General features: G+C 59.2%; 18 protein-coding genes. 14 read left to right on the top strand and 4 right to left on the bottom strand.

Going from position 1 to position 23,506, the window contains the following annotated elements; all coding sequences use genetic code 11:
- Nucleotides 1-28: 28 nt before the first annotated feature.
- The 10 genes from ACTWLJ_RS25955 (at nt 29) to ACTWLJ_RS25910 (ending at nt 13,842) form a co-directional block, all read left to right on the top strand.
- A complete protein-coding gene (locus tag ACTWLJ_RS25955; protein WP_445179035.1) occupies nt 29-2,623 on the top strand; it encodes a fimbria/pilus outer membrane usher protein in 2,595 nt (864 codons plus the stop codon).
- Nucleotides 2,623-3,723 (top strand): fimbrial protein, encoded by a 1,101-nt coding sequence (locus ACTWLJ_RS25950; protein ID WP_445179034.1) that lies wholly within the window; start codon nt 2,623-2,625, stop codon nt 3,721-3,723. Before ACTWLJ_RS25955 ends, ACTWLJ_RS25950 begins: the two co-directional genes overlap by 1 nt.
- Nucleotides 3,724-3,928: 205 nt before the next feature.
- Nucleotides 3,929-4,342 carry a DUF4398 domain-containing protein gene (locus ACTWLJ_RS25945; protein ID WP_445179033.1) on the top strand — a complete coding sequence of 138 codons (414 nt, stop codon included), beginning with the start codon at nt 3,929-3,931 and terminating at the stop codon, nt 4,340-4,342.
- 9 nt (nt 4,343-4,351) lie between these two features.
- A complete protein-coding gene (locus tag ACTWLJ_RS25940) occupies nt 4,352-5,125 on the top strand; it encodes an OmpA family protein (protein ID WP_445179032.1) in 774 nt (257 codons plus the stop codon).
- A gap of 228 nt (nt 5,126-5,353) precedes the next feature.
- Nucleotides 5,354-7,501 carry an autotransporter outer membrane beta-barrel domain-containing protein gene (locus ACTWLJ_RS25935; RefSeq protein WP_445179031.1) on the top strand — a complete coding sequence of 716 codons (2,148 nt, stop codon included), beginning with the start codon at nt 5,354-5,356 and terminating at the stop codon, nt 7,499-7,501.
- Between the two features lie 175 nt (nt 7,502-7,676).
- Nucleotides 7,677-8,066: a hypothetical protein gene (locus tag ACTWLJ_RS25930; RefSeq protein ID WP_445179030.1), complete on the top strand. Its 390-nt coding sequence runs from the start codon at nt 7,677-7,679 to the stop codon at nt 8,064-8,066.
- A gap of 94 nt (nt 8,067-8,160) precedes the next feature.
- Entirely contained in the window at nt 8,161-9,369 is a 1,209-nt protein-coding gene (locus ACTWLJ_RS25925; RefSeq protein WP_445179029.1) for an EAL domain-containing response regulator, read from the top strand.
- Nucleotides 9,370-9,459: 90 nt separating this feature from the next.
- Nucleotides 9,460-9,894 carry a chemotaxis protein CheY gene (locus tag ACTWLJ_RS25920; protein WP_445179028.1) on the top strand — a complete coding sequence of 145 codons (435 nt, stop codon included), beginning with the start codon at nt 9,460-9,462 and terminating at the stop codon, nt 9,892-9,894.
- A 110-nt stretch (nt 9,895-10,004) separates the two neighbouring features.
- On the top strand, nt 10,005-10,619 hold the full coding sequence (locus ACTWLJ_RS25915) for a response regulator (RefSeq protein ID WP_445179027.1): 615 nt from the start codon (nt 10,005-10,007) through the stop codon (nt 10,617-10,619).
- A 10-nt stretch (nt 10,620-10,629) separates the two neighbouring features.
- Complete coding sequence (locus ACTWLJ_RS25910) at nt 10,630-13,842, top strand: ATP-binding protein (protein ID WP_445179026.1); 3,213 nt, start codon at nt 10,630-10,632, stop codon at nt 13,840-13,842.
- A 4-nt stretch (nt 13,843-13,846) separates the two neighbouring features.
- Here the strand turns inward: ACTWLJ_RS25910 and dkgB are convergent, their stop codons facing one another.
- The gene (gene dkgB, locus ACTWLJ_RS25905) at nt 13,847-14,650 is read right to left on the bottom strand and encodes a 2,5-didehydrogluconate reductase DkgB (protein WP_445179025.1); all 804 of its coding nucleotides are present in this window, start codon (nt 14,648-14,650) and stop codon (nt 13,847-13,849) included.
- 744 nt (nt 14,651-15,394) lie between these two features.
- Between dkgB and ACTWLJ_RS25900 the strand changes: the two genes are divergently transcribed.
- The 3 genes from ACTWLJ_RS25900 to ACTWLJ_RS25890 all read left to right on the top strand — a co-directional run bounded on the left by ACTWLJ_RS25900 (nt 15,395) and on the right by ACTWLJ_RS25890 (nt 18,470).
- Complete coding sequence (locus ACTWLJ_RS25900) at nt 15,395-16,261, top strand: pirin family protein (RefSeq protein WP_445179024.1); 867 nt, start codon at nt 15,395-15,397, stop codon at nt 16,259-16,261.
- A gap of 228 nt (nt 16,262-16,489) precedes the next feature.
- Nucleotides 16,490-17,932 carry a mechanosensitive ion channel domain-containing protein gene (locus ACTWLJ_RS25895; RefSeq protein ID WP_445179023.1) on the top strand — a complete coding sequence of 481 codons (1,443 nt, stop codon included), beginning with the start codon at nt 16,490-16,492 and terminating at the stop codon, nt 17,930-17,932.
- A gap of 97 nt (nt 17,933-18,029) precedes the next feature.
- Nucleotides 18,030-18,470 (top strand): carboxymuconolactone decarboxylase family protein, encoded by a 441-nt coding sequence (locus ACTWLJ_RS25890; RefSeq protein ID WP_401210567.1) that lies wholly within the window; start codon nt 18,030-18,032, stop codon nt 18,468-18,470.
- A gap of 125 nt (nt 18,471-18,595) precedes the next feature.
- Here the strand turns inward: ACTWLJ_RS25890 and ACTWLJ_RS25885 are convergent, their stop codons facing one another.
- The 3 genes from ACTWLJ_RS25885 to ACTWLJ_RS25875 form a co-directional block, all read right to left on the bottom strand.
- Complete coding sequence (locus ACTWLJ_RS25885; RefSeq protein WP_445179022.1) at nt 18,596-20,188, bottom strand: DHA2 family efflux MFS transporter permease subunit; 1,593 nt, start codon at nt 20,186-20,188, stop codon at nt 18,596-18,598.
- The gene (locus ACTWLJ_RS25880; protein ID WP_445179021.1) at nt 20,185-21,306 is read right to left on the bottom strand and encodes an HlyD family secretion protein; all 1,122 of its coding nucleotides are present in this window, start codon (nt 21,304-21,306) and stop codon (nt 20,185-20,187) included. The genes ACTWLJ_RS25885 and ACTWLJ_RS25880 overlap by 4 nt, the downstream gene beginning before the upstream one ends.
- A 96-nt stretch (nt 21,307-21,402) precedes the next feature.
- Complete coding sequence (locus tag ACTWLJ_RS25875) at nt 21,403-22,167, bottom strand: AraC family transcriptional regulator (RefSeq protein ID WP_445179020.1); 765 nt, start codon at nt 22,165-22,167, stop codon at nt 21,403-21,405.
- Nucleotides 22,168-22,266: 99 nt separating this feature from the next.
- Between ACTWLJ_RS25875 and ACTWLJ_RS25870 the strand changes: the two genes are divergently transcribed.
- Nucleotides 22,267-23,400 carry an MFS transporter gene (locus ACTWLJ_RS25870; RefSeq protein ID WP_445179019.1) on the top strand — a complete coding sequence of 378 codons (1,134 nt, stop codon included), beginning with the start codon at nt 22,267-22,269 and terminating at the stop codon, nt 23,398-23,400.
- The last annotated feature ends 106 nt before the right edge of the window (nt 23,401-23,506 follow it).

Raw genomic sequence — 23,506 nt, 5'->3', positions numbered from 1 at the left:
CGCGAACGTTTTAGCGCCCGAGTAACCTATGAAAACTCTTCCACGCCTGGGGGCGCGCCCGCAGGCTCGCCCTCGCTTTGCCCTGAATCCGCTGACCGCTCTGGTTCTCCAGATGCTGGCCGGCGTTTCAGGTGCGTTCGCCACCCAGGCATGGGCCGAAGACGTTCAGTTCAACGACGCCTTTCTGCCCGAGGATTCGCGCAGTCTCGACCTCGCAGCCTATCAGCAGGGCAACCCGGTGTTGCCGGGCGAGTACCGCGCCGACATCGCGGTCAACGGCAAATTGATGACGCGCCAGGACATCCGCATCAATGCCGAAGCCGATGGCAGCCACCCGACGGTGTGCTTCAGCCGTGGCGTACTGGAATTGGTCGGTGTGGATTTTCGACGGCTGTCCGCTGAAGCGATGGCGAGCGTGGAAAGCGGAGCATCGTGCCTGGATATCGCGCAGTTGATCGAAGGCGCGAGTGCGACGTTTTCGCCGTCCAATCAGCAACTCGACATCAGCATTCCGCAGGTTGCCCTGCGCCGCGATGTGCGTGGTTATGTCAGCCCTGAATTGTGGGATCGCGGCGTGACCGCCGGGACTCTCAGCTACAACTTCAACGCCAATCACAACAAGACCGACAGCGGTAACTACGACTCGGCTTATCTGGGCCTGAATGCCGGTTTGAACATTGGCGACTGGCGTCTGCGCCACAACGGCTCGGTCAGTTGGGACAAGTTCAACGGTCAGGATTATCAGGTACTCAACACCTACGCCCAGCGCGATGTCACCTCGCTCAAGAGCCAGTTGACCGTGGGCGAAGCCAACACCAGTGGCGAGATTTTCGACACCCTGGCCTATCGCGGTGTGCAACTGGGCACCGACGATCGCATGCTGCCGGAATCCCAGCGCGGCTATGCGCCGATCATTCGCGGGATTGCCCGCACCAGTGCGCGAGTGGCCGTGCGTCAGGCCGGCAATCTGCTGTATGAAACCACGGTGGCGCCGGGTGCTTTCGTGATCGATGACCTGTATTCGACCGGTTATGGCGGCGACCTCGACGTGACCGTCTACGAAGCTGACGGCAGCGAACAGTCGTTCATCGTGCCGTTTGCCTCGACCGCACAATTGCTGCGTCCGGGCACCTCGCGTTTCAGCGTGACGGCCGGTGAAACCCGCAACAACTACATCGACAGTCAGGCGAAGCTTTTTCAGGGCACCTATCAGCGTGGCCTGAGCAATATTTTCACTGGTTACGGCGGCTCGCAACTGAGCGACGACTATCGTGCGGCGCTCGGTGGACTGGCGTTCAGCACCCCGGTCGGGGCGATGGCGGTGGACGTCACTCACGCGCAGACCGACCTCAAGAGCGGCACCGCCAGTGGCCAGAGTGCGCGTTTGAGTTACAGCAAAAATATCCTCAGCACCGGCAGTAACTTTGCCGTGGCGGCCACTCGTTTTTCCACGGAAAACTACCTGGATTTCAGCAACGCCGTGCAGTTGCTCGATGCCGAGCGCAATGGTCTGGACACCAGCCTTTACGGGCGTCCGCGAAGTCGTCTGTCGCTGACCGCCAACCAGAGCATGGGCGACTGGGGTCAGGTGGCGTTCAACGGGTTCACCCAGAACTACTGGAACCTGCCGGGGCGCGATGTGCAGTACCAGTTCAGCTACAACAAACAGCACGGCTCGGTCAGTTATGGCGTCAGCGCCAACCGTGCGCGCATGGGTATGGGCGAGATGGACACCAGCCTGCTGTTCACCGTGAGCATGCCGCTGGAGTTCGGCTCCACGGTCAATCGTCCGCAACTGTCGGCGCGGGTCATCCGCGACACCCACGGCACTTACAGCGAGCAAGCGACGCTCAGCGGCACAGCCGGTGAAGACCGTCAGTACAACTATGGCGTGACGGCCGGTCATGACGGCGCAACTCGCGCCAACAGCACCTCGGTCAACGGTCAGTACATCGGCCCCAAAGCCATCGTCGGCGCCACCGTCAGCCGTGGCGAGGGTTATGACAGCCTGTCGGTGAATGCCAGCGGCAGCGTGGTCGCGCACCCGAATGGCGTGACGCTGACCCCGTATCGCGGCGAAACCATGGCGGTGATCACCGCTGAAGGTGCCGAGGGCGCGAAAGTGGTCGGCTTCCCCGGGCTGCGCCTCGACAAGCGTGGCAACGCAGTGGTGCCGTACTTGCGCCCGTATGAACTGAACGAAGTGGCGATCGATCCGCTGGGCACCGACATGAACGTCGAATTGAGCGAAACCAGTCAGCAAGTCGCGCCGCGAGCCGGCGCAGTAGTAGCACTCAAGTACGGCACGCAAAACGGTCAGGCGCTGTTGCTCAACGTCACCTTGGCCGATGGCAGCAGCCTGCCGTTCGGCGCCAGTGTGGTCGATGACCGTGGCGTGTCGGTCGGTGTGGTCGGGCAGGGCGGTCAGCTCTACGCCCGGGTCAAGGACAACGCGCGCCGACTGTTGATCAGTTGGGGCACTCAGGCCGGTCAGCAATGCGCATTGCCATTGCCGTCGGTGAAAAGCGCAGGCAAGCAACTGCAGCAAGTGGATGCCGTGTGCTCGGTCGCTCAAACAGATAATCGCGTTGCTTCTGTGAACAGCGCCCAGGAGTACAAGTGATGAAAACCACCGGATTGTTCAAGTCGGGTCTGGCTGTGGCCGGACTGACGTTGATGGCAGGCGCGGCACTGGCTGACTGCAACTTCATTGACGGGACATCAACCATGGTCAGAACGCAGCCCCTGCTGGGCGGCAATCTGACGGTGGGGCGCGACGTACCGTTGGGTGCGGAAATTTATCGGCAGACATTCCAGGCGGCGACTTTTGTACGGCTGTCGTGTTCTGCCGGTTTGTACAACATTGAAACCCGCCGAGGTCTGCCGGTCAAACCGCTGGCCCTGTCCTCCTGGGCTGGAACGCCTTGGGCAGGAAATGTCTATCAGACCGGCGTTCCCGGCATTGGTGTTGCCATTTGGTACGCCGGTAGTGCATTGCCATTCACCGGAAATGGGACCAACTGTGGCAGTGGAGTCAACGTTTGCGTCTGGACACTCCAGAACACTCTGGCTTTCGATATGTCGTTCATAAAGATCGGTGACGTTTCACCTGGCACGATTCAGGGATCACAGTTGCCGACCGTGGATCAGCGCTGGCAGTCGAGCAACAATATCGAAGTCACTCGCGTGAATTTCTCCGGCAGCATCAACATCGTTTCACGCACCTGCCAGACCCCGGACGTCGCGGTGCCGATGGGCACTCACATGACCAACGAGTTTTCGGGCAAGAACACTTTCACTGCGTGGAAGGATTTCTCCATTGCCCTGAACAACTGCCCGGCGTTCAACGGTTATTACCAGACCACCGGCCCGCGCTGGTTGAGTGATGGCACCAGCAATAACCTCGACTCGCGCAAAAACAACGTGCTGCAAGTCCGCCTCGATCCAACCCGCACGGCGATCACCCCCAACCTCGGGATCATGAGCCTGAACCCCAGCGCCCCCGGCGAAACCCCGGCGGCGACCGGTATCGGCCTGCAAGTCGCCGACAGCAATGGCACGCCGTTGCCCTTGGCAACCTTGCGCGCCAGTGGCATCACTCCGCGAGCCGTCGAGGGTGCCAGTTATACGATTCCGTTGAAGGCGCGCTACATCCAGACCGAGGACAGCATCACTGCCGGTCCCGCCAACGCCACGGCGACCTTCACCATCAATTACTACTGAATATTTCTGAAAATTGAGACGTGTCCTAACGAATTGCGCGCTTTGGTAGCAGACACTTTTCCAGCGTTTTCACTTCGCGGCGCAATACCGCCACGGGGATTTTCATCATGGATGACTACTGAATTAACGACTTGTTTGAGCGCAACCCGTCCGTGCCTATAGATCAATAACGACCGGGCCCGGACTTCATTGTTAGGAGTAGTAGATGACTATAAAACGTGTGTCTTCGCGCGTACGCGTATCGGCCTGCCTGTTGGTCATGGCCGGGGCCTTGAGTGCCTGCGCCAGTGCGCCGGCTCCCGATCAGCAGATCAGCCTTTCCCGAGACGCCGTCAACCGCGCCGTTGCTGCCGAGGCGACGCAATACGCGCCGCTGGAAATGAAAGCCGCTCAGGACAAGATGTTTCTGATGGAACGCGCCATGGGGGAACGTAATTACGTTCAGGCGCGGGTCCTGGCTGAACAGATCGAGGCGGATGCCAGCCTCGCCGAACGCAAGGCGCAAGCCGTCAAATTGCAGAAACAGCTGACCGACGCCCGCAGTGGCATCCAGGTTCTGAAGCAGGAAATGCTGCAAGACCCGACCACTGGCTTCAATCCGCCAGCCAACGCTCAATAAGGACAGTCCATGCCGAATTTCAAATTATTGCCAGTCGTTTCGCTGTTCGCCTTGATGCTTGCGGGTTGCGCCACGCCACCGGAAAACCCGCAACTGCTGCAAGCACGCTCGCAGTTTGCAACGCTGCAACAGAAACCTGAGTCGAGCACGTTGGCGGCCATCGAAACCAAGGATGCTTTCAGCGCGCTGAACAAGGCTGATCAGGCTTCGCTGAAGGATCGCAAGGCGCCGGGTATCGATCAGTTGGCGTACCTCGCCAGCCAGAAAATCGCCCTCGCCGAACAGACCATCTCCGGTCGTCAGGCTGAGGCCGGGTTGAAGAAAATCGACGCCGAACGCACTCAGGTGCAACTCGACGTGCGCACCCAGCAGTTGAAAGCGCTGCAAGCGATGAAAGCGCAGAAAACCGAGCGTGGCGAAGTCGTGACCTTCGGTGACGTGCTGTTCGACACTGGCAAGTCCGACCTCAAGTACGGCAGCCAGCGCAACTTCGAACAGCTGGGTCAATACCTGAGCGCCAATCCCGAGCGCAAAGTGCGCATTGAAGGCTTCACCGATGACGTCGGTAGTGATGCATTCAATCAGTCGCTGTCGGAGCGTCGTGCCGACTCGGTAGCCCGTGCGTTACAGCAGATGGGCATCGGCCCCGAGCGCTTGATCACCAAGGGTTACGGCAAGGAGTTCCCGGTTGCCGACAACGGCAGTGCGCGCTCGCGTCAGCTCAACCGTCGAGTGGAAGTGATCATTTCCTACGGTTCATCGGTGGTCGGTTCCCGCAACTGATGACCATTGGGCGAGCCTGCAACGGGCTCGCTTTTCCAGCTTTGGCGGGCGGTCAAGCCTGACCGTTTCGCTTGGGAAATTTCCTACAAAGATAGGGAAAAGTCCTACTCAAAAAATCTCCTCAATTTCCTAAATTACCTGCCTCTCGAGTGCGAACCCCTGATCTCTGCGGTTCGGGCTCAGTCCGAAAACGCAGGTGCCGGAAACGGCACACTTGAGGCGCTTCCCATGAAAAGCTTTGTCCCGTCATTCCGCCGTTCGCCCATTGCCATCGCAGTTGCCTTGCTGGTGCCGTTGCACGCGAATGCCTATACCGCTTCGGTGAACAGCGGGGCGGTGGTGTATGACGAAAGCGTCACGACCGGATTGCAATCGGTCGGTACCAACGGCACCACCCATCGCACCACCGTCAGCGGCAGTGGAACGCAGAGCGTGTTTCGCGATGGCGTGAGTTACGACACTCAGGTCGAGGGTGCAACGCAGAATATTTCCAGTGGTGTCAGTTACGGTACGGTGGTCAACGGCGGAGGCACTCAAACAGTCGGTACCAGCGGCATGACTTACGACACCGTACTCAATGCCAGTCAGCAAGCGGTGACCAATTCCACGGCCAACCGCACTCTGATCAATGCCGGCAGTGTGCAGACTCTGGACATCATGGGCCGAGCCAATGACACGCAGATAGCCAATGGCGGTATACAAAATCTCACTAACATGGCTACCGCCACCGGTAGCGTGATCGTCACTGGCGGTGAGCAAACGATTCGCCGTGGCACGCTGGGCGGCGCGGTAGCCAATGACACGCAAGTGCAGGGCGGCACCCAAAGCGTCTACGACACCGGCACTGCCAATAACAGCACGCTCAGCAATGGCGGCCAGGTCAATCTCTACACTGGCGCACAGGCCAACGGTCTGGTGGCGGAGGCGGGCGGCACGGTCAACGTCATGGAAAACGGCGTGAAAACCGTCGATTCGCTGACCCTCAACGGCGGCCGCCTGGCCTTTGTGCCGAGCACCGATGGCAGCTTCAAGACTTTCACCGTCAACGCCCTGTCCGGCAGCGGCAGCATTTTGATGAACACCGACATTGCCGGTGAACACGATGATTTGCTGGTAGTACAAGGCGCGGGTCTGGCCAGCGGTGACCATACGTTGGTCGTCGGTGATTCGGGGCGCGAGCCGACCACGTCGGACGGTCGTCTGCTGTTGGTGGACACCAACGGTGGCGACGCGAAATTCGCCCTGTACGGCGGCCATGTCGATGCCGGCGCGTTTCGCTATACCTTGAGCCAGCAGGGTGATGACTGGGTATTGGGCAGTGCCGGCAGTATTCCGGTTGATCCGGTTGATCCGGTAAAACCCGTGGACCCAGTCACTCCGGTAGATCCAGTGACGCCGGTTGACCCAGTAAAGCCGGTCGATCCGGTAATCCCGCCACGTCCCGTGGACCCGGGTCCGGAAAACCTGTCCAAAGGCGCCAACGCCGCCATTGCCGCACACACGGCCGGTGCCGGTCTGTGGAACGCGCAGATGAACGCCCTGGTCAAGCGCCTCGGCGAATTGCGCATGGGCAAGGATGACGGCGGGATCTGGACTCGCGCCATCGGCAAGCGCTTCGATGTCAGCGAACAATCCAGCCGTGCCTATACCCAGGACATCACCGGTCTGGAGATCGGTGCCGACAAGGCCTTCGCCCTCGACAGCGGCAAAGTCTACGTCGGTGGCATGTTGGGCACGGCGCGTTCCGATCTGGACTTCGGTGAGGGCGCTTCGGGCGAAATCGACAGCCGGATGTTCGGTGTCTACGCCACCTATCTGAATGACAACGGCGTGTATGTCGACAGCGTTCTGAAATACAGCCGCTTCGACAACGACATCAAGACCCCGACCAATCTTGGGCAGGCGGTAAAAGGTTCCTACAGCACCAACGGTATTGGTGCGGACGTCGAGGTTGGCAAACACATAAAGCTCAAGGACGGCTGGTTCGTCGAGCCGCAACTGGAACTCACCGCAACCCGTATGCAAGGTGCGAGCTACACCGCCAGCAACGGCTTGCGGGTCAAGGCTGATGATCTTGACTCGGTGCAAAGCCGCATCGGTTCATTGTTCGGGCGCCAGTTGACGCTGAGCAACGGCATGCAGGCGCAGCCTTACGTCAAGGCTTCGTGGATCACCGAGCATGCGGGCAACAGCAAGGTTCGGGTCAACGGCAACAAGTTCGACTCTGAACTGCCGGGGAACCGCATGGAACTGGGGTTCGGCGGTGTGTTGCAAGTCACCGAGAAAAGCAAGATCTCGCTGGATGCCGAATACGCCAAGGGCAATGACATCGAGCAACCGTTCGGTGTGAGCCTGGGTTATCGCTACCTCTGGTAGGACTCAAGTCAGAGAAAGCGCCACATCGGGTCATCCCGGTGTGGCGTTGTTGTAAGCCTTTGCGAGCTTCGTGGCCGTTTTTCAGACTTGTCCTACATAGGTGGCCAGAGGTTTTGATTAGCGTGGTCGCCTATTGATCCGCGTCCCTTGCGTGCGACGTCATTTGCGAAAAACCATGTCCTACAAATGCCTGCGAATCCTCATTGCCGAAGAACAGAACGGTCAGCGCCTGCGAATCGAAAAATCCCTCGGTGAATTGGGATATCGCGCCTTCACGACTGCGCGCTCACTGCGTGAGCTGCTGGCGTTGACTCACTATTCATCTGATCCGTTCGAGCAGTTCGACCTGATGATCATCAACGGAGAACTGTTGGTCGCGGCGGGCATCGATCCGGTGCGTTTTTTCCAGAGTAATCCGCAGATTCGCCACTGCGTGATTCACGACACTCGACGCGGACAACCACAGGCAGAGACCATTTTCGCCACTCACCGCCGCCAGTTGAGCCTGATTCGTACCGCGGACCGGCAAACACTGGGTCCCTTATTGGAGCAACTCGATGCTTAGGAAATTTCCCACAAACGTTGGGACTTTTCCTGACGATTTGCCTGCCGTATTCGCGGACACTCATTCCACCCCTTCAACCAAAGAGTCAATTTCCATGCCTAGCTTGCCGCTCCGTGTCCTGGTGCTTGAAGACCATGCTTTCCAGCGCTCCGTAGCGGTCAACATGCTGCAGACGCTGGGCTGTGATCAAGTCTTCGAGGCCAGCGACGGCGCTCAGGCACTGGCGCTACTGGACACGATTGGTACGGTTGATATCGCCTTGTGCGATTTGCAGATGGAGGGCATGGACGGTCTGGAGTTTTTGCAGCGCGTTGGCGCGTCGGGGCAGGTCAAGTCGGTGATCATCAGCAGTTCGCTGTCGGCGGACCTGCGGCGGGCGGTGCATCAGATGGTCGCTTTGCTTGGGCTTGAGCTGCTGGGTGACGTCGGCAAGCCTTTGCATTCGCAAGTGCTGGCCGAGTTGCTGCACAAGTTCATCGATCGGCCGGTCAGCCAGCCGGAACCAGCGAGCGCCGTGCCGTTGGCCAGTGAAACGTCGGTTCGGCGGGCGTTGGCAGAGGGGCAATTGCATGCCTGGTATCAGCCGAAATTCAACCTGCACACTGGTGAAGTTTGTGGCGTTGAAGTGTTGTGCCGCTGGCTGCATCCGACGCGCGGGGTGATTTCACCTGCGCTGTTCATGCCCGTCCTGGAGCGTTGTGGGCTGCTCGACGAGATGCTCTTCGCGCAACTCGATCAGGCGTTGACCGTGCAACGTAGCGCACGTGCCCAAGGTTTTGCCTTGAATATGGCGTTCAACCTGCAAGCTGTGCAACTGGCTAGTGCGCAGCTGACCTCCACGCTCAAAAGCCTCCTGACGCATCATCACACTTGCGGTTCGAGCCTGACCTTCGAGCTGACCGAGAGCGGCTTGCTGGAGGCCCCGGCTACCAGCATGGAAAGTCTTGTGCGGTTGCGCATGATGGGTTGCCGGTTGTCGATCGATGACTTCGGCGCCGGGTTTTCATCGTTGCAGCGCTTGTGTCAGTTGCCTTTCAACGAGATCAAGCTCGACGCCGATTTCATACGCAACCTCGAACACGAACCCCGCTGCCGGGCCGCGATCAGCAGCACTCTGGCGTTAGGCGAGACCCTCGGCATGACGGTGGTGATCGAAGGCATCGAAACCGATGCGCAACGCCGCGAGTTGTTGGCACTGGGCTGCACGCAGGGGCAGGGCTATTGGTACGCGTGGCCGATGGCTGGAGAAGATTTGTTGCACTGGCTGCAACAGCGCAACGATGTATCCGCTGTGGATGAATGACCGTTTTTTTAGGAAAGTTCCTACAGAACACTTCTCGGGCCTTGCGTAGGCTTGCCACTCCCTGAAACCGTTACTCTCGGGAGATCGATGATGATCAACAAATCCCTGCGTATTCTGATTGCCGACCCGCAGCATTTTCACCGGATGAAAATCGAGCGCCTGTTCAATCACCTCGGTTACTACCGCGTTGCCCCGGCGCAAAGTCTTGTCGAACTGCTGACATTGGTGGAGTACGGCTGTGAGCCGTTCGACGTGGTGGTCATCAATGCCGAACTGGCCGCCGGTTCGCTGGATCTGTTGGGCTTTTTCCTGAACAACCCGCATGTGCGTCATGCGCTGATCTACAACGAGCCATCGGCACCGCGTCAGTCAGTTTCCGGGTTCGCCCAGGAAAACGTGCAGATCAGTCATGCCGCGTTGCCCAATGCCGGCGCGATAGAGCACCTGATGGCGCTGGTCGATGCGCCTCGCGAACACGCGGCAGAATCCTGGAATCACACTGCGACCCGGCAGCGACGGGCTTGAGCACAGTTAACCGTCGTTCGCAACTGTCAGATCTGACAGGTAGATTCGCTTCGACTCCCGTGCAACAGTCATTGCGCAGCAAACCTAATTTTCCTGCACCGGGAGCAGTCATGAAGTCAGCGCTGATCGTCGACGATCATCCGGCGGTGCGCACCGCTGTCAGAATTGTGCTGGAGGCCGAACGCTTCAAGGTGATTCACGAAACATCGAATGGCAACGAGGTAATGTCGCTGATCCGCGAGCACAGACCGAAACTGGTGGTGCTCGATCTGCGTTTGCCGCTACTCGATGGATTGGAAGTGTTGAGCCGCATCCATGCCAGCGATCTTGATTGTCGCGTCATGATCTTCTCGGCCCAGGACCCGCTGCATTATCAGGGGCGCTGCCTGAGTCACGGCGCCATGGCTTATGTGTGCAAGGACCAGCCGATGCAGCAACTGCAAAAAGCCGTTCAGGCGGTGATGTCGGGCTACTCGTATTTTTCCTCATTGCCCGAACTGAATCCTGCACACGCCACTGAAAAACAGCTGATCGATCAGCTTTCCGACCGCGAGTTGAGCATTTTCGAACAGCTGGCACACGGCAAGACCAACACCGCCATTGCCGAAGACATGCACCTGAGCCATAAAACCGTCAGCACCTACAAAACCCGCATGATGAAAAAACTCGGTGTGGCAGCGACCGTGCATTTGCGGGACTTCGCCAAGCGCAATCATTTGATCTGAGATACCGCGCATGAGCCTCAGACGCTGGACTTTCGCATTGCTATTGGTCCTTGCGTCCCCGGGCTGGGCAAGTGATGCACCGCAGGTGCTGGATGTGCTGGCCCGCGCCAGGCTGGAAAATGTCGAGGTACGACTGGACGATCAGGACCGGCAATGGCTGCGTCAGCATCCGGTGCTTCGCATGGGGATTTCCGGCCCCGATTACCCGCCGTTTGAAATTACCCGCAATAACCAGGATCTTGAAGGGCTGACTGCCGATTACGCGGCCCTGTTGGCGCAACTGTTGGGTACGCGCATTGAGGTACGGCGTTACTCTGGTCGCGATGAGGTGATTGCAGCGCTCAAGCACGGCGATCTCGACCTGCTGGGAACCTCGAACAGCTTCGAGATAGCCAACCCCGAGCTGATACTTTCCCGGGCTTACGCCGAGGATCAGCCGATGCTGGTGACTCGACTCGACGACATACTGCCGGCGGATCTGGCTGGCAGGCGTATTGCAATGGTCGAGGACTATCTGCCGCTGGCGACTGTGCAAGCTTTCTATCCCGACTCCAGTGTGCAACGTTACGCATCGGCGATGGATGCCCTGGGGGCAGTAGCGTTCGGTGCGGACGACGTTTATCTGGGCGACCTCATCAGCGCCAATTACCTGATCAACACTAATTATCGCAATGACTTGCAATTGGCCGGCCCATCGGGCCTGGACGCCAATTCGTTCGGTTTTGCCCTGCTGCGCACCGATGTTCGTTTGCAACATATTGTCGACAAGGCGCTGGCTGCCATCCCCATGGAACGCCGCCAGCGTATCGAGCAACGCTGGAGCGCTGGCCGCGCCGAGATGACCGCGCAATCGCGGGTGAGGCTGAGCGCCATTGAGCAGACCTGGCTGGACCAACATCCGGTAGTGCGAGTGGGTGCTATCGAAGACTTTGCACCCTTGACGTTTTTTGATCCTGACGGCCGGTTTCGGGGGCTTGCCGCGCAGTTGCTGGCCCTGATCGGCCAGCGCAGCGGCTTGCAATTCGAGATCGTGCGCGGTGGTTCGCTGGATCGGCAGATCGAGCAACTCAAGGCCGGTGAACTCGATCTGTTGCCGGTGGTGACGCCCAGCAGTGAGCGTGAACGAGAGCTGCGGTTTACCCGTGCTTATTTGAACAATCCATTTGTGCTGGTCAGTGCGACGACGGCGCAGAGTCCGCGCAGTCTGGATGACCTCGACGGCAAGCGTCTGGCGATTTATCGCGGTCACCCGTTGCGTGCTTATCTGTCGGACCGGGTGCCCACAATTCGCTGGGTCGAGGTCAAGAGCCCGGCCGAGGGTATGGCGCTGATCGACAAAGGGCAGGCGGACGCGACGGTGAGTTCATTGCTGGTCGCGCGTTATCTGATTGCCCGTCAATACCGTGAGCGTTTGCGCATCGCCACGACCGTGGGCGACCAGCCGGCTCGTCTGGCGTTGGCCACTGCGCCGCAGTCGGCGGCGCTGCATTCCATTCTGAACAAGGCGCTACTGAGCATCGCCCCGCAGGAAATGGATGAACTGGTCGAGCGCTGGAGCCACGACGCGGTGGTCGATGACAACTATTGGTTACGCCATCGTCAGGTAATCATTCGCGGATTCTCCGCTGCGGCTGTTTTGTTGGTGCTGGCGATGGGCTGGATCGGTTTTCAACGGCGGCAGATCCGTCAGCGCCAGCAATGGCTGCGGCAACTGCAAGAGGCCAAGGATGCGGCAGACGACGCCAATCGCGCCAAGACCACTTTTCTGGCAACCATGAGTCATGAAATTCGTACGCCGATGAATGCCTTGCTTGGCATGCTCGAACTGGCGCTCAAGCGCGCCGAGGAGGGCGTCACCGATCGTCTGGCGATTCAGGTGGCTTCCGGTGCCGGCCAGCAATTGCTGGAGTTGATCGGCGATATTCTTGACGTCGCGCGTATCGAATCAGGGCATCTGTCCCTGGCACCCGAGCGGGCCAATCTGCGTGATCTGGTCAGTTGCGTATGCCGGGTCTTCGAGGGGCTGGCCCGGCAGAAACACTTGCTGTGGCATATCGAGCTGGATGCACGCAGCGACGTTGACGTGCTGATTGACCCGACGCGGTTCAAGCAGGTGCTGTCGAATCTGTTGAGCAACGCGATCAAGTTCACCGACGACGGTGAGGTGACTCTGCACCTGCAAGTGACCAGTGCAGGAGAGGACCGTTTGATGGTGTGCGTGGTCATCGAAGACAGCGGCGTCGGCATCAGCGCCGAGGATCGGCAACGCTTGTTCAGTCCGTTTGTCCAGGCAGGTAACAATCCGCAATCGGCGCGCAGTGGTTCCGGATTGGGGTTGGTGATCAGTCGCAGTCTCTGCGAAATGATGGGCGGCACATTGCGCCTCGACAGTGAGCCCGGGCAGGGCACACGGGTTGACGTGACTCTAGAGTTGCCGATGCTGGTGGCGCTGGTACCGGACACGACAGATCCTGAGCTGACGACTGCGCCGCAGCGTTCGCTGAGTGTTCTGGTGGTGGATGATCACCCGGTGAACCGGCTGTTGCTGTGCTGGCAATTAAGTGATTTGGGCCACCGTACGGTTGATACCGGCGATGGAGAGTCGGGACTGGCGAAGTGGCAGGCCCAACGGTTCGATGTGGTCATCACCGACTGCAACATGCCACGGCGTAATGGCTATGAACTGGCGCGGGAGATCCGTGAAGAGGAAGCGGCGAACGGCAGGGCACGTTGCCTGATCCTTGGTTTTACCGCCAACGCTCAAGCCGAGGAAAAGACTCGTTGCCTGGCTGCCGGCATGGACGATTGTCTGTTCAAACCGATTCTCTTGCCCCATCTGATGAAGGCGCTGAAGGGTGTCAGCCATAGCGCGATTCCCGGCGATGCGAGCGAGGCGCTGCCGCTGAAGGAAATCGATTTGAGTGCACTGGAACAGTTGGCCGGTGCCGATCAATCGATGATTGTGCGTTTGCGCGAGGAAGTGCTGAGCAGTCTGCACCACGACCTGCAACGGCTTGATGATGTGGGACAAGACCCCGGCGGGCTGCGCGATCTGGCTCATCACATCAAGGGCGGCGCGCAAATGGTCGGCGCCGCGCGGCTGGTGTCGGCATGCGCTGATCTCGATCAGGCGTGCCACGACGCCGAGTCGGTTGCGCTGGGCAAGGCAATCAAAACCTTGCGCGAGGCCATGCACGGCCTCGCGCAGCATCTTCAGGCCTGAACGATCAATCCCACTGCGGCGCAATGCCTTTCGGGCTGGTCAGGCGATGGCCGCGATCCAGCGTGGCGATCAGCGCCATGTCGGCATCGCTCAGGGTGATCGCGGTGGCGCCGAGATTGCTTTGCAGGTTGGCGCGTTTGGTCGACGACGGAATCACCGCGTAACCCAGTTGCATGGCCCAGGCCAGAGTGACCTGCGCCGGGGTGGCGTGCAGGCGCTCGGCGATCTGCTGGAGCAGTGGGTCTTGCAGCACTTCGCCATAGGCGAGGGTCATGTACGAGGTGATCTGGATGCCTTGGCTCTGGGCGAATTCGACCACTTTGCGGTTTTGCAGGTAGGGATGCAGTTCGATCTGGTTGGTGGCGATGTTTTCGGCGCCGATGGCGGCGATGGCCTGTTTCATCAGGTCGATGGTGAAGTTGGAGATACCGATCTGGCGGGTCAGGCCCAGGCGTTTGGCTTCCAGTAGCGTGTTCATGAATTCTTCGACGGGAACCTGGTTTTCTGGCGATGGCCAGTGGATCAGGGTCAGGTCGAGGTAGTCGGTCTGGAGTTTTTGCAGGCTCTCTTTGAGGCTGTCGATCAGGCGATCCTTGGCGAAGTTGGCGACCCAGATTTTGCTGGTGATGAACAGTTCTTCGCGGGGGATGCCGCTGGCGGTGATGGCTTGGCCGACTTCGGCTTCGTTTTCGTAGATTTGTGCGGTGTCTATGACGCGGTAGCCGAGGTCGAGGGCGGTTGTTACTGAGTCGATGACGACTTGGCCTTGCAGGCGGAATGTGCCTTGGCCGAATGCTGGAATGGGCATTTTTTGCTCCTTGGGTTTAGTGGGGATTGGGGGCAGTTTCCTTGATTGGGTGGGTGGGAAAAATAGGGGGTTGGGCAAAGCAGTGTTGATCTGGGGGCACGAATGTTTTTTTGGATTTTGGATTTTGGATTGGGTGCATATCCGTTGCTGCGGTGATGGCGGCTTAGGGTTCCGCCCTTACGGCGGGTCACCTTTTCCAAACGCCGAAAAGGTAACCCAAAAGGCTTTGTCCTGACGTTCGGCCCGCTCGCTGGGGCTCGGGGTTCCTTCGCTCCGGGATTCATCCGGGGGCATCGCCTACGGTTTGCTTCGCTGCACCTCCTCTCGATGCATTTGGCTCCGCCAAACGGCGCTACGCGCCAACCCCCGGATGAATCCCTCCACTCAGCCTGCCGACGGACCTCTCAGATCAAGATCAAGATCAAGAGCACAGCCGAGCTAACGCTCATCCTGTGAGTGGTGGTGGAGCGAAGCGGAACTTGGCGGCCTGACAGCCGACCAATCTCTGGCTGGTAGACGCATTCCCTGTGGAGCTGCGGCACGCTGCGATCTTTTGACTTTGCTTTTAGAAAAACAAGGTCAAAAGATCGCTGCCTCGTTGCACTCGTGAGCTCCTACAGGGGAGCTTTTGGCGTTGGATTGTTCTTTATATGGAACGATGAGGCCGGTTTTTACCGTCTAGTGCATTAATTCTCTTGGATTTATGCTTAATCCAATGCGTCATTCACTCGTTCTGGAGGCAACATGAAGAACATCATCGGTATTTACACCAGCCCTCGCGGCCATTGGGTCGGCGATGGGTTTCCGGTTCGCACTCTGTTTTCTTATGACAATCTGGCTAAGCACATCAGTCCGTTTCTGTTGCTGGATCATGCTGGTCCCGCTGAGTTCACGCCGACGACTGAGCGTCGTGGCGTCGGTCAGCATCCGCACCGTGGTTTTGAGACGGTGACGATTGTGTATGACGGCGAAGTGCAGCACCGCGACTCCACCGGCAGTGGCGGTACGATTGGCCCGGGCGATGTGCAGTGGATGACTGCTGCTTCCGGCATCTTGCATGAGGAGTTCCACTCGGAAAACTTCGCTAAAACCGGTGGCAAGCTGGAAATGGTGCAGTTGTGGGTCAACCTGCCGGCCAAGGACAAGATGGCCGAGCCTGGTTATCAGACGATTCTCGACAGTGATATCCCGAGCATCGCCCTCAAGGACAACGCCGGCAGCCTGCGCCTGATTGCCGGTGAGTTCGAGGGCCACAAAGGCCCGTCGCGCACCTTTACTCCGATTGATGTCTGGGACCTGCGTCTGAACGCTGGCAAGTTGTTGACCCTTGATTTGCACGAAGGGCGCAACACGGCGCTGGTGGTGTTGAAAGGTTCGGTACAGGTCAATGGTGTTGAATCGGTGCGGGTAGGGCAGTTGGCGCTGTTCGAACGTGACGGTCAGCAGTTGACGCTTGAAGCCAGCGAGGACGCGGTGGTGTTGCTGCTCAGCGGCGAGCCGATTGACGAGCCGATCGTCGGTCACGGTCCGTTCGTGATGAATACCGAGCAGGAAATTCATCAGGCCTTCGCCGACTTCCAGTCCGGGCAGTTTGGGCGGATGCACGGGTAAACCGGGTACTCAATAGCTACACATCACCCCTGTGGGAGTGGGCTTGCTCGCGAAGACGGAGTGTCAGTCGATGCAACTTTGACTGATCCACCGCTTTCGCGAGCAAGCTCGCTCCCACAGGGGTTTTTTGTTGTTTTTGTGAGGGCTTTCATCCGCTGAAATCAATTGCTCCTACACTGACCCAATCTGTGCGATCTTCTCGCGATTGGGCCCCGTCGGAGTTGTTTGATGCTGTCACTGCTGACTGAACATCCGTTGTTTTGCGCGTTGATCCTGATTCTTCTCGATCTGTGTCTGTGGCGCCTGATCAGTTCCCGAGGCAGCGAGTGGAAGCTGCTGGTGCGGGTGCTGATTTTCAGTCTGTTCAGCGTGCTGTTGTTCAACGAAGGCCTCAATCCGATGGAGCCGGCGCCGTGGGCCGACAACGTGCCGCTACACCTGGCGGCGACCGGGTTGCAGATTGGCTGGTGGCTGTTCGGTGCGCGCACTCTGACGGTGTTGATCGGTGCGGTGATGATGCAGCGCGTCGGGCACACCGGTCGGTTGTTGCAGGATCTGCTTGGGGCAGTGATTTTCCTGATCGCCATTATTGCCGCGCTGGCCTACGTGCTGGATCTGCCGGTCAAAGGCGTGCTGGCGACGTCCGGGGCGTTGGCGATCATTGTCGGTCTGGCGCTGCAAAGCACCTTGAGCGACGTGTTTTCCGGGATCGTCCTCAACACCACCAAGCCTTATCAGATCGATGACTGGATCTCCATCGATGGCACCGAAGGCCGGGTCATCGATATCGACTGGCGTGCCACGCGCCTGCAAACCAGTCAGGGCAGCATGGCGGTGATTCCCAACTCGCTGGCGGCCAAGGCCAAGATCATCAACTTCAGTCGCCCGAGCAACATGTTCGGGCTGGCGGTGAGTATTCAAGTCAGTCCACATACTCGACCGACCACGGTGATCGACGCACTGGAACGGGCGATGCAGGGGTGCCGGCCACTGCTCGACAACCCGGCACCGAGCGTGGCGCTGAAAAGCTCCAGCAGCGCCGGGGTGGAATATGAAATCAGTGGGTTTGTTTCGTCGATGGATCAGAAGCGTTCAGTGCGCAATCAACTGTTCGATCTGGCGTACCGGCATTTGCAGGCCAGCGGCGTCAATCTGCTGTCGAACGTCGAAGCCAATGTGCCGGCCAACCTTTCGCGGCCACGGGCGTTGCTCGACAGTTCGCCGATTTTCTCCACGTTGCGTCAGGAAGAGAAAGACACCTTCAGCCAGAACATGACCCTGCAAACCTTCCGCGCCGGGGAAACCATTCTGGAGTCTGGAGAGGTCAGCGATCACTTGTTTATCATCGAATCCGGCGTGATTTCCGTGACGTTGATCCGTCACGGCACACCGTTCGAGTCCGGGCGCATGGGGCCGGGGGAGGTGATCGGCGAGGCGGGGATTCTGTCCGATTCGTCGGTGCCGGCGACGTTTGCGGCGAAAACTTTCTGTGCGCTGTATCGCATCGAGAAAAGCTATCTCAAGCCTTGTCTGGATGCGCGCCACGACATCAACGATGCAATGAAAGCCTTGCTCGACTTCCGTTTGCACAAGGCGCAAAGCCTGACGCAGGACCTGCCGGCGGTGGTGGCCAAGAAGGGTTTTCTGCAATGGTTGCGTAATCAGGTCTGAGTGGCGTGGTCTACCCGTCTTCCGGGAGATTGGCTATTTGTTCGGGGCAGTGACGGGACTACCTTAGTCACACATTCACTGGCCCCGGAGAACCACCATGAAACCTCGTGTCGATTTCTACACCGCCTCCCCAGACGCACTCAAAGCCATGATCGCCCTGGAAACCGCGGTCTCGAAACTGCCGCTGGAAAAGACCCTGATCGAACTGGTCAAACTGCGTTCGTCGCAGATCAACGGCTGCGCGTTCTGCATCGACATGCACACCGCTGACGCGATCAAGGGCGGCGAAACGCCACGCCGACTGTTCGCCGTTACCGCGTGGCGTGAGGCGCCGTTCTTCACCGACCGCGAACGTGCTGCACTGCTGTGGACCGAATCCCTGACCCAACTGAGCCTGACCCACGCCCCGGACGAAGACTACGAGGCCGTTGCCGCGCAGTTCTCGCCAAAGGAGATGGTCGATCTGAGCGTGGCAATCAGCACCATCAACAGCTGGAATCGTCTGGCGGTAGGCTTCCGCAAAACCCCGCAGCTCTAACGCCATACGCCATTCCCCTTGTGGGAGCGAGCTTGCTCGCGAAGACGGAGTGTCAGTCAGCTTATCGTTGTCTGATACACCGCTTTCGCGAGCAAGCTCGCTCCCTCAAGGGGATATGCATTCCGTCAATGTGCATCCGCACTCGGCGCGGCCGGTGGTTGCACCTTGCGCATCAAGGGCACCATCGCCGTGGCGATGATGAAGCACACCATAATCATTAGAAACGTGTCGCCGTAAGTCTGGGTCTGCGCCTCGCGATAGGTCAGCAGCCATAGCTGATGCAAGGCGCCGGTGACGCCGACGTCACCGCTTTGACCGAGGGTGGCGAGGTTGCTGCCGACCTCGGACAGCCACTGATTCAGCGCTTCATTGCTGCTGTTCAAATGCTCGGCCAACCGGGTGAAATGCAGGTTGGTTCGATCATTGAGGATTGTCGCGCAGGCTGCGATACCAATCGCGCCACCCAGGTTACGCATCAGATTGAACAGGCCCGAGGCATGTTTCAGCCGTGCCGGTGCCAACCCGCCGAGGGTCAAAGTCACGGCCGGTGGCACCGCCAGTTGCTGGGCTATCCCGCGCAGAGCTTGCGGCAGCATCAGTTGACCGGCGCCCCAGTCGTGGGTGATCGGGCTGAATTCCCACATCGACACCGCAAACAAGCCCAGCCCGACCATCATGATCCAGCGCAGATCAACGCGGTTGGCGAGAAAGGCATACAGCGGAATCGCCATGATCTGGAATACGCCCGTAGAGAAAACCGCCAGACCAATGTCCAGCGCGCTATAGCCGCGCACTCGCCCAAGAAACAGCGGTGTCAGGTAAATGGTCGCGAACAGGCCGATGCCGGTGACGAAGGAAAAGAAGCAGCCGAGGGCGAAATTACGATCCTTCAGCGCCCGCAGATCGACAATCGGATTGGCCACATGCAAGGTGCGACCTATAAAGGCGATCCCGGCCAGACCGCTGATCCACGCGGTGGTCAGAATGGTTTGATCGCTGAACCAGTTCCAGCGCGGGCCTTCTTCCATGGTGTATTCCAGGCAGCCGAGAAACAGCGCGAGAAATACCATGCTCAGATAATCCGCGCCCTTGAGCAGCGACAGTTCCGGCTGGTCGATTTTCACCAGCATCGGCACCGCCACAGCAACAAAAATCCCCGGCACCAGATTGATATAGAACAGCCAGTGCCACGACGAAATATCAGTGATCCAGCCGCCGATTACCGGTCCCATGGTCGGCGCCAGCGAGGCGACCGCTCCGATGGTTGCGGCGGCGATTACCCGTTGTTTGCCGGTGAAGAAAAAGAACGCCGTGGTGAACACCAGCGGAATCATCGAACCACCAAGAAACCCTTGCAGCGCCCGAAAGGCGATCATGCTCTGGATGTTCCAGGCGATGCCGCAAAGCAGACTGGCCAAGGTAAATCCAACCGCCGAAGCGCAGAACAGCCAACGCGTCGAGAACACCCGCGACAGCCAGCCGGACAACGGGATCACGATGATCTCGGCGATCAGATAACTGGTCTGCACCCATGCGGTTTCGTCGGTGCCGGCGGACAAACCGCCGCCGATGTCGCGCAGCGATGCCGAGACGATCTGGATGTCCAGCAGCGCAATGAACATGCCGATGCACATGGTGGCGAAGGCGAACACTTTGGTCGCGGTGGCCATGTCCGCCGGGTTGAACGGCTGCGCCGCAAGGGTGAGGGCGCGGCTCATGGCGCAGCGGCTACGGCGGTGGTTTCAGGTTGGGCGCGGGTGTCGACTTCCGCAGTCACCGACAGGCCCGGACGCAGATGCCCGAGCACACCGTCGGCCGGATCGAGCAAAATCCGCACCGGTACGCGCTGCACAATCTTGGTGAAGTTGCCGGTGGCGTTTTCCGGTGGCAGCACGCTGAACTGCGAGCCAGTGGCCGGGGCGAGGCTGTCGAGTCGACCATGAAATTCCTGGCCGGACAACACATCGGCGCGAATGCTCACACGCTGGCCGGGTTTCATCCGCGCCAATTGGTCTTCCTTGAAATTGGCATCAACCCACAGCCCGCTGGCCGGCACCACCGACAGTTGCTGTGAACCGGCCTGCGCATAGGCACCCACCCGGGCGCGGCGATTGCCTATCACGCCATCGACCGGCGCCCGCAATTCGGTGTAACCGAGATTGAGTTGCGCCAGATCGCGCTCGGCGCGGGCTTGCATCAGCGCGGCGCGGGCCTGTTGTTTCTGGGTGTCTATCACTGCGAGCTGGCGTTGTGCGGCGAGCAGTTCAGCCTGGGCGCGGGCACTCAAAGCCTGAGCAGTCTTGAACGTGGCGTCGGCGCGTTGTGCGCTTTCGACCGAGACGGCATTCGTAGTTACCAGACGTTTGTAGCGCGCATTGTCATCCCGCGAACGTGAGGTCTCGGCGCCGGCCGCATCGATGCCGGCGCGGGCCTGACCGATCACCGCTTGTTGCAATTGCTCAGTGGCATCGAGGTTGGCCAGCAAGGCCTGTTCGGCGGCGACCGCACCTTCGGCCTTGGCCAGATTGGCGCGATAGTCGCGGGCATCGAGGCGGATCAACACGTCGCCGGCCTTTACCGACTGGTTGTCGCTGACCAGAACTTCTTCGATGTAGCCAGCGACCTTCGGCCCTATCACCGTGACGTCGCCCCCGATGTAGGCATCATCGGTTTCCTCTAAAAACCGCCCGTTGCCCCACCAGTGAACGGCATACAGTCCGGCAGCCACCAAAACGATCAAGCCCAGCCCCGGCAACAACAGACGTTTGCGCAGGGGAGGCCGGGCGGCGGCGGTCGGGACGGCGAGGTCGGGCTCGTGGGTCGGCATACTGGTCATGGCGGTAATACCTATGGAATCGGCGATTATTACGCTGATAATATGACGCTAGTAATATTTTGTCGCAATTGTTTTTTGCTGCCGGTCGTCAGGTGTTTATTTCAGCCATCGTGCGGGGGTGTTACCGGTCATCGCTTTGAAGAAGGCGATGAAAGCGCTATCGCTGGCAAACCCCAGTTCGAATGCGCAATAGCCGAGGTTGCGCCCAATGGCGAGCAACTCCATGGCGCGCATCAACCGCCACTGTTGGCGCCATTGCTGGTAGTTCATCCCGGTTTCACGCTGGAAAATTCGACCGATAGTGCGGGCGCTGGCGCCGATTTTTTGCTCCAGCACTTGCAGTTCCGGCGGCAATTGTTCGGGAGTGGAGAGCAACGCCGATAAGCGCTGGTCCCGGGGCAGCGGCAAGAGCATTGGTTGCTGGGCCGCTTCTGCGATCTCGCTCAGGCACAGACCCAACAGATGGGCGAATTTACCGTGCTGCCAGTCGGTATCGAAAGCGGCTGTCGCCATCGGCTCAAGCACGGCGCGCAGCAAAGGACTGACTTCAATTACACACACCTGTTGCGGCAAGTCGTTGCAGCATTCCGGCAACAGGTAGATCGAGCGGTAATCGACGCTTTGCTGCATCACCGCACGGTGGCTGACACCGGGAGGAATCCATGCCGCACGCGACGGCGGCAGCAGGCATAACTGCTGCGCCAAAGTGATGCGGGTGCAGCCCTGACGGGTATACAGCAACTGTCCACGATGATGCCGGTGCAGGCCGGAGTCGTGATCACCAAGAGTCGCGGCGACGCCGATGACCGGCGCAGTAAAGGCATCCGCGTCAAAAATCGTGTGAGCATCGAGCCAGGCCATGGTTTGTCCGATATCAAGGATAAGTTGTCAGAGTTCAGATAATACGTCAGGCGGAGCTTCTTAAACTCCTCAACGTTTTGTTTGAGGAGTGACAGAGAGATGAACAACCGAAAATTATTACTGCTGTGCATCGCGCTGCTGATGTTTCCGCAGATCGCACAAACCTTGTTCAGCCCGGCGCTGGGCGATATCGGCCGGGCATTTAATGTCGGCCCGCAGGCAGCGGCACAGACACTGTCAGTGTATTTCCTGGCGTTTGCCTTTGGCGTGGTGACGTGGGGGCGGGTGTGTGACCGGATCGGTCGGCGTCCTACCATGCTCGCCGGGCTGGCGCTCTACGCGGCAGCCAGCGTTGTCGGCCTGTGCGTCGACAGTTTCGATGCTTTGCTGATGGCGCAAGCTCTGGCTGCATTTGGCGCCGCTGTGGGTTCGGTGGTCACGCAAACAGTGCTGCGCGACCGCTTTCAGGGGAGCGAACTGGCTCAGGTATTTTCCCTGGTGGGCATGGCGTTGGCGGCCAGTCCGGCAATTGGTCTGTTCAGCGGTGCGAGTCTGGTGCAAGGCTTCGGCTATCGCGGCGTGCTCGGTGCACTGGTGCTGCTGGCCATGGTTTTGTGGTCCTGGAGTTGGTGGGTGCTGCCGGAAACCCGTCGAACACCGGTGCGTGCAGCCGGGCTGTTCGAAACGCTCGGGCGCATGTTGGGTGACCTTGGTATCTGGCGTTCTGCGCTGTGGGTCGCATCGTTCAACATTGCGTTGTTCAGTTATTACAGCCTCGCGCCGTTCATCTTCGAGCGGCTCGGGCTGAGTGAATCCTGGTTCGGCTACAGCGGTGTGGCACTGGCGTTGGGCTCAGGTTTTGGAGCGTGGATAAACAAACGTTTACTGCGCCGGGGTTACAGCGCATTGCAACTGATTCGGCTCGGCGCATTGACCGGTTTGCTCGGCGGAGTTGGCGTGTGGCTGACTCAAGGCAGTATCGCGTTTGTATTACCGATGTTGCTGGTGGTGTTGGCTTTCGGCATGGCGATCCCGAATATTCTCGGTTCGGCATTGGTGAGTTACTCGGATCGGCTGGGGACAGCTGGCGCGTTATTAGGGCTTCTTTATTACCTGATGATCGGTGCCGGATTGATGCTCGCGGCCTGGACTCAGGCCCTCGGGGAAACCCTTATGGTGTGTTGTGCACTGGCGTTGCTGTTGACGATGACCACAGGAAAATCAAATGTTTAAGAAGTGTAAGCGCTGTAGGAAGCGTCTTGCATTTGTGTAGGAAGGCTCTGACTATCACGATTATTGATGAGGTGGCATCACGCCATCTGATGGTCGCAAGGATGTC

Source organism: Pseudomonas sp. McL0111, assembly GCF_052567255.1.
This window is presented reverse-complemented; position numbering and strand designations above follow the sequence as displayed.

Excerpts from the sequence above, each read along its gene's own strand:
- ACTWLJ_RS25880 (WP_445179021.1), bottom strand. The coding sequence starts at position 21,306 with ATGACCAGTATGCCGACCCACGAGCCCGACCTCGCCGTCCCGACCGCC.
- ACTWLJ_RS25890 (WP_401210567.1), top strand. The coding sequence starts at position 18,030 with ATGAAACCTCGTGTCGATTTCTACACCGCCTCCCCAGACGCACTCAAA.
- ACTWLJ_RS25935 (WP_445179031.1), top strand. The coding sequence starts at position 5,354 with ATGAAAAGCTTTGTCCCGTCATTCCGCCGTTCGCCCATTGCCATCGCA.
- ACTWLJ_RS25930 (WP_445179030.1), top strand. The coding sequence starts at position 7,677 with ATGTCCTACAAATGCCTGCGAATCCTCATTGCCGAAGAACAGAACGGT.
- ACTWLJ_RS25925 (WP_445179029.1), top strand. The coding sequence starts at position 8,161 with ATGCCTAGCTTGCCGCTCCGTGTCCTGGTGCTTGAAGACCATGCTTTC.
- ACTWLJ_RS25900 (WP_445179024.1), top strand. The coding sequence starts at position 15,395 with ATGAAGAACATCATCGGTATTTACACCAGCCCTCGCGGCCATTGGGTC.
- dkgB (WP_445179025.1), bottom strand. The coding sequence starts at position 14,650 with ATGCCCATTCCAGCATTCGGCCAAGGCACATTCCGCCTGCAAGGCCAA.
- ACTWLJ_RS25920 (WP_445179028.1), top strand. The coding sequence starts at position 9,460 with ATGATCAACAAATCCCTGCGTATTCTGATTGCCGACCCGCAGCATTTT.
- ACTWLJ_RS25940 (WP_445179032.1), top strand. The coding sequence starts at position 4,352 with ATGCCGAATTTCAAATTATTGCCAGTCGTTTCGCTGTTCGCCTTGATG.
- ACTWLJ_RS25885 (WP_445179022.1), bottom strand. The coding sequence starts at position 20,188 with ATGAGCCGCGCCCTCACCCTTGCGGCGCAGCCGTTCAACCCGGCGGAC.
- ACTWLJ_RS25895 (WP_445179023.1), top strand. The coding sequence starts at position 16,490 with ATGCTGTCACTGCTGACTGAACATCCGTTGTTTTGCGCGTTGATCCTG.
- ACTWLJ_RS25870 (WP_445179019.1), top strand. The coding sequence starts at position 22,267 with ATGAACAACCGAAAATTATTACTGCTGTGCATCGCGCTGCTGATGTTT.
- ACTWLJ_RS25950 (WP_445179034.1), top strand. The coding sequence starts at position 2,623 with ATGAAAACCACCGGATTGTTCAAGTCGGGTCTGGCTGTGGCCGGACTG.
- ACTWLJ_RS25910 (WP_445179026.1), top strand. The coding sequence starts at position 10,630 with ATGAGCCTCAGACGCTGGACTTTCGCATTGCTATTGGTCCTTGCGTCC.
- ACTWLJ_RS25915 (WP_445179027.1), top strand. The coding sequence starts at position 10,005 with ATGAAGTCAGCGCTGATCGTCGACGATCATCCGGCGGTGCGCACCGCT.
- ACTWLJ_RS25955 (WP_445179035.1), top strand. The coding sequence starts at position 29 with ATGAAAACTCTTCCACGCCTGGGGGCGCGCCCGCAGGCTCGCCCTCGC.
- ACTWLJ_RS25875 (WP_445179020.1), bottom strand. The coding sequence starts at position 22,167 with ATGGCCTGGCTCGATGCTCACACGATTTTTGACGCGGATGCCTTTACT.
- ACTWLJ_RS25945 (WP_445179033.1), top strand. The coding sequence starts at position 3,929 with ATGACTATAAAACGTGTGTCTTCGCGCGTACGCGTATCGGCCTGCCTG.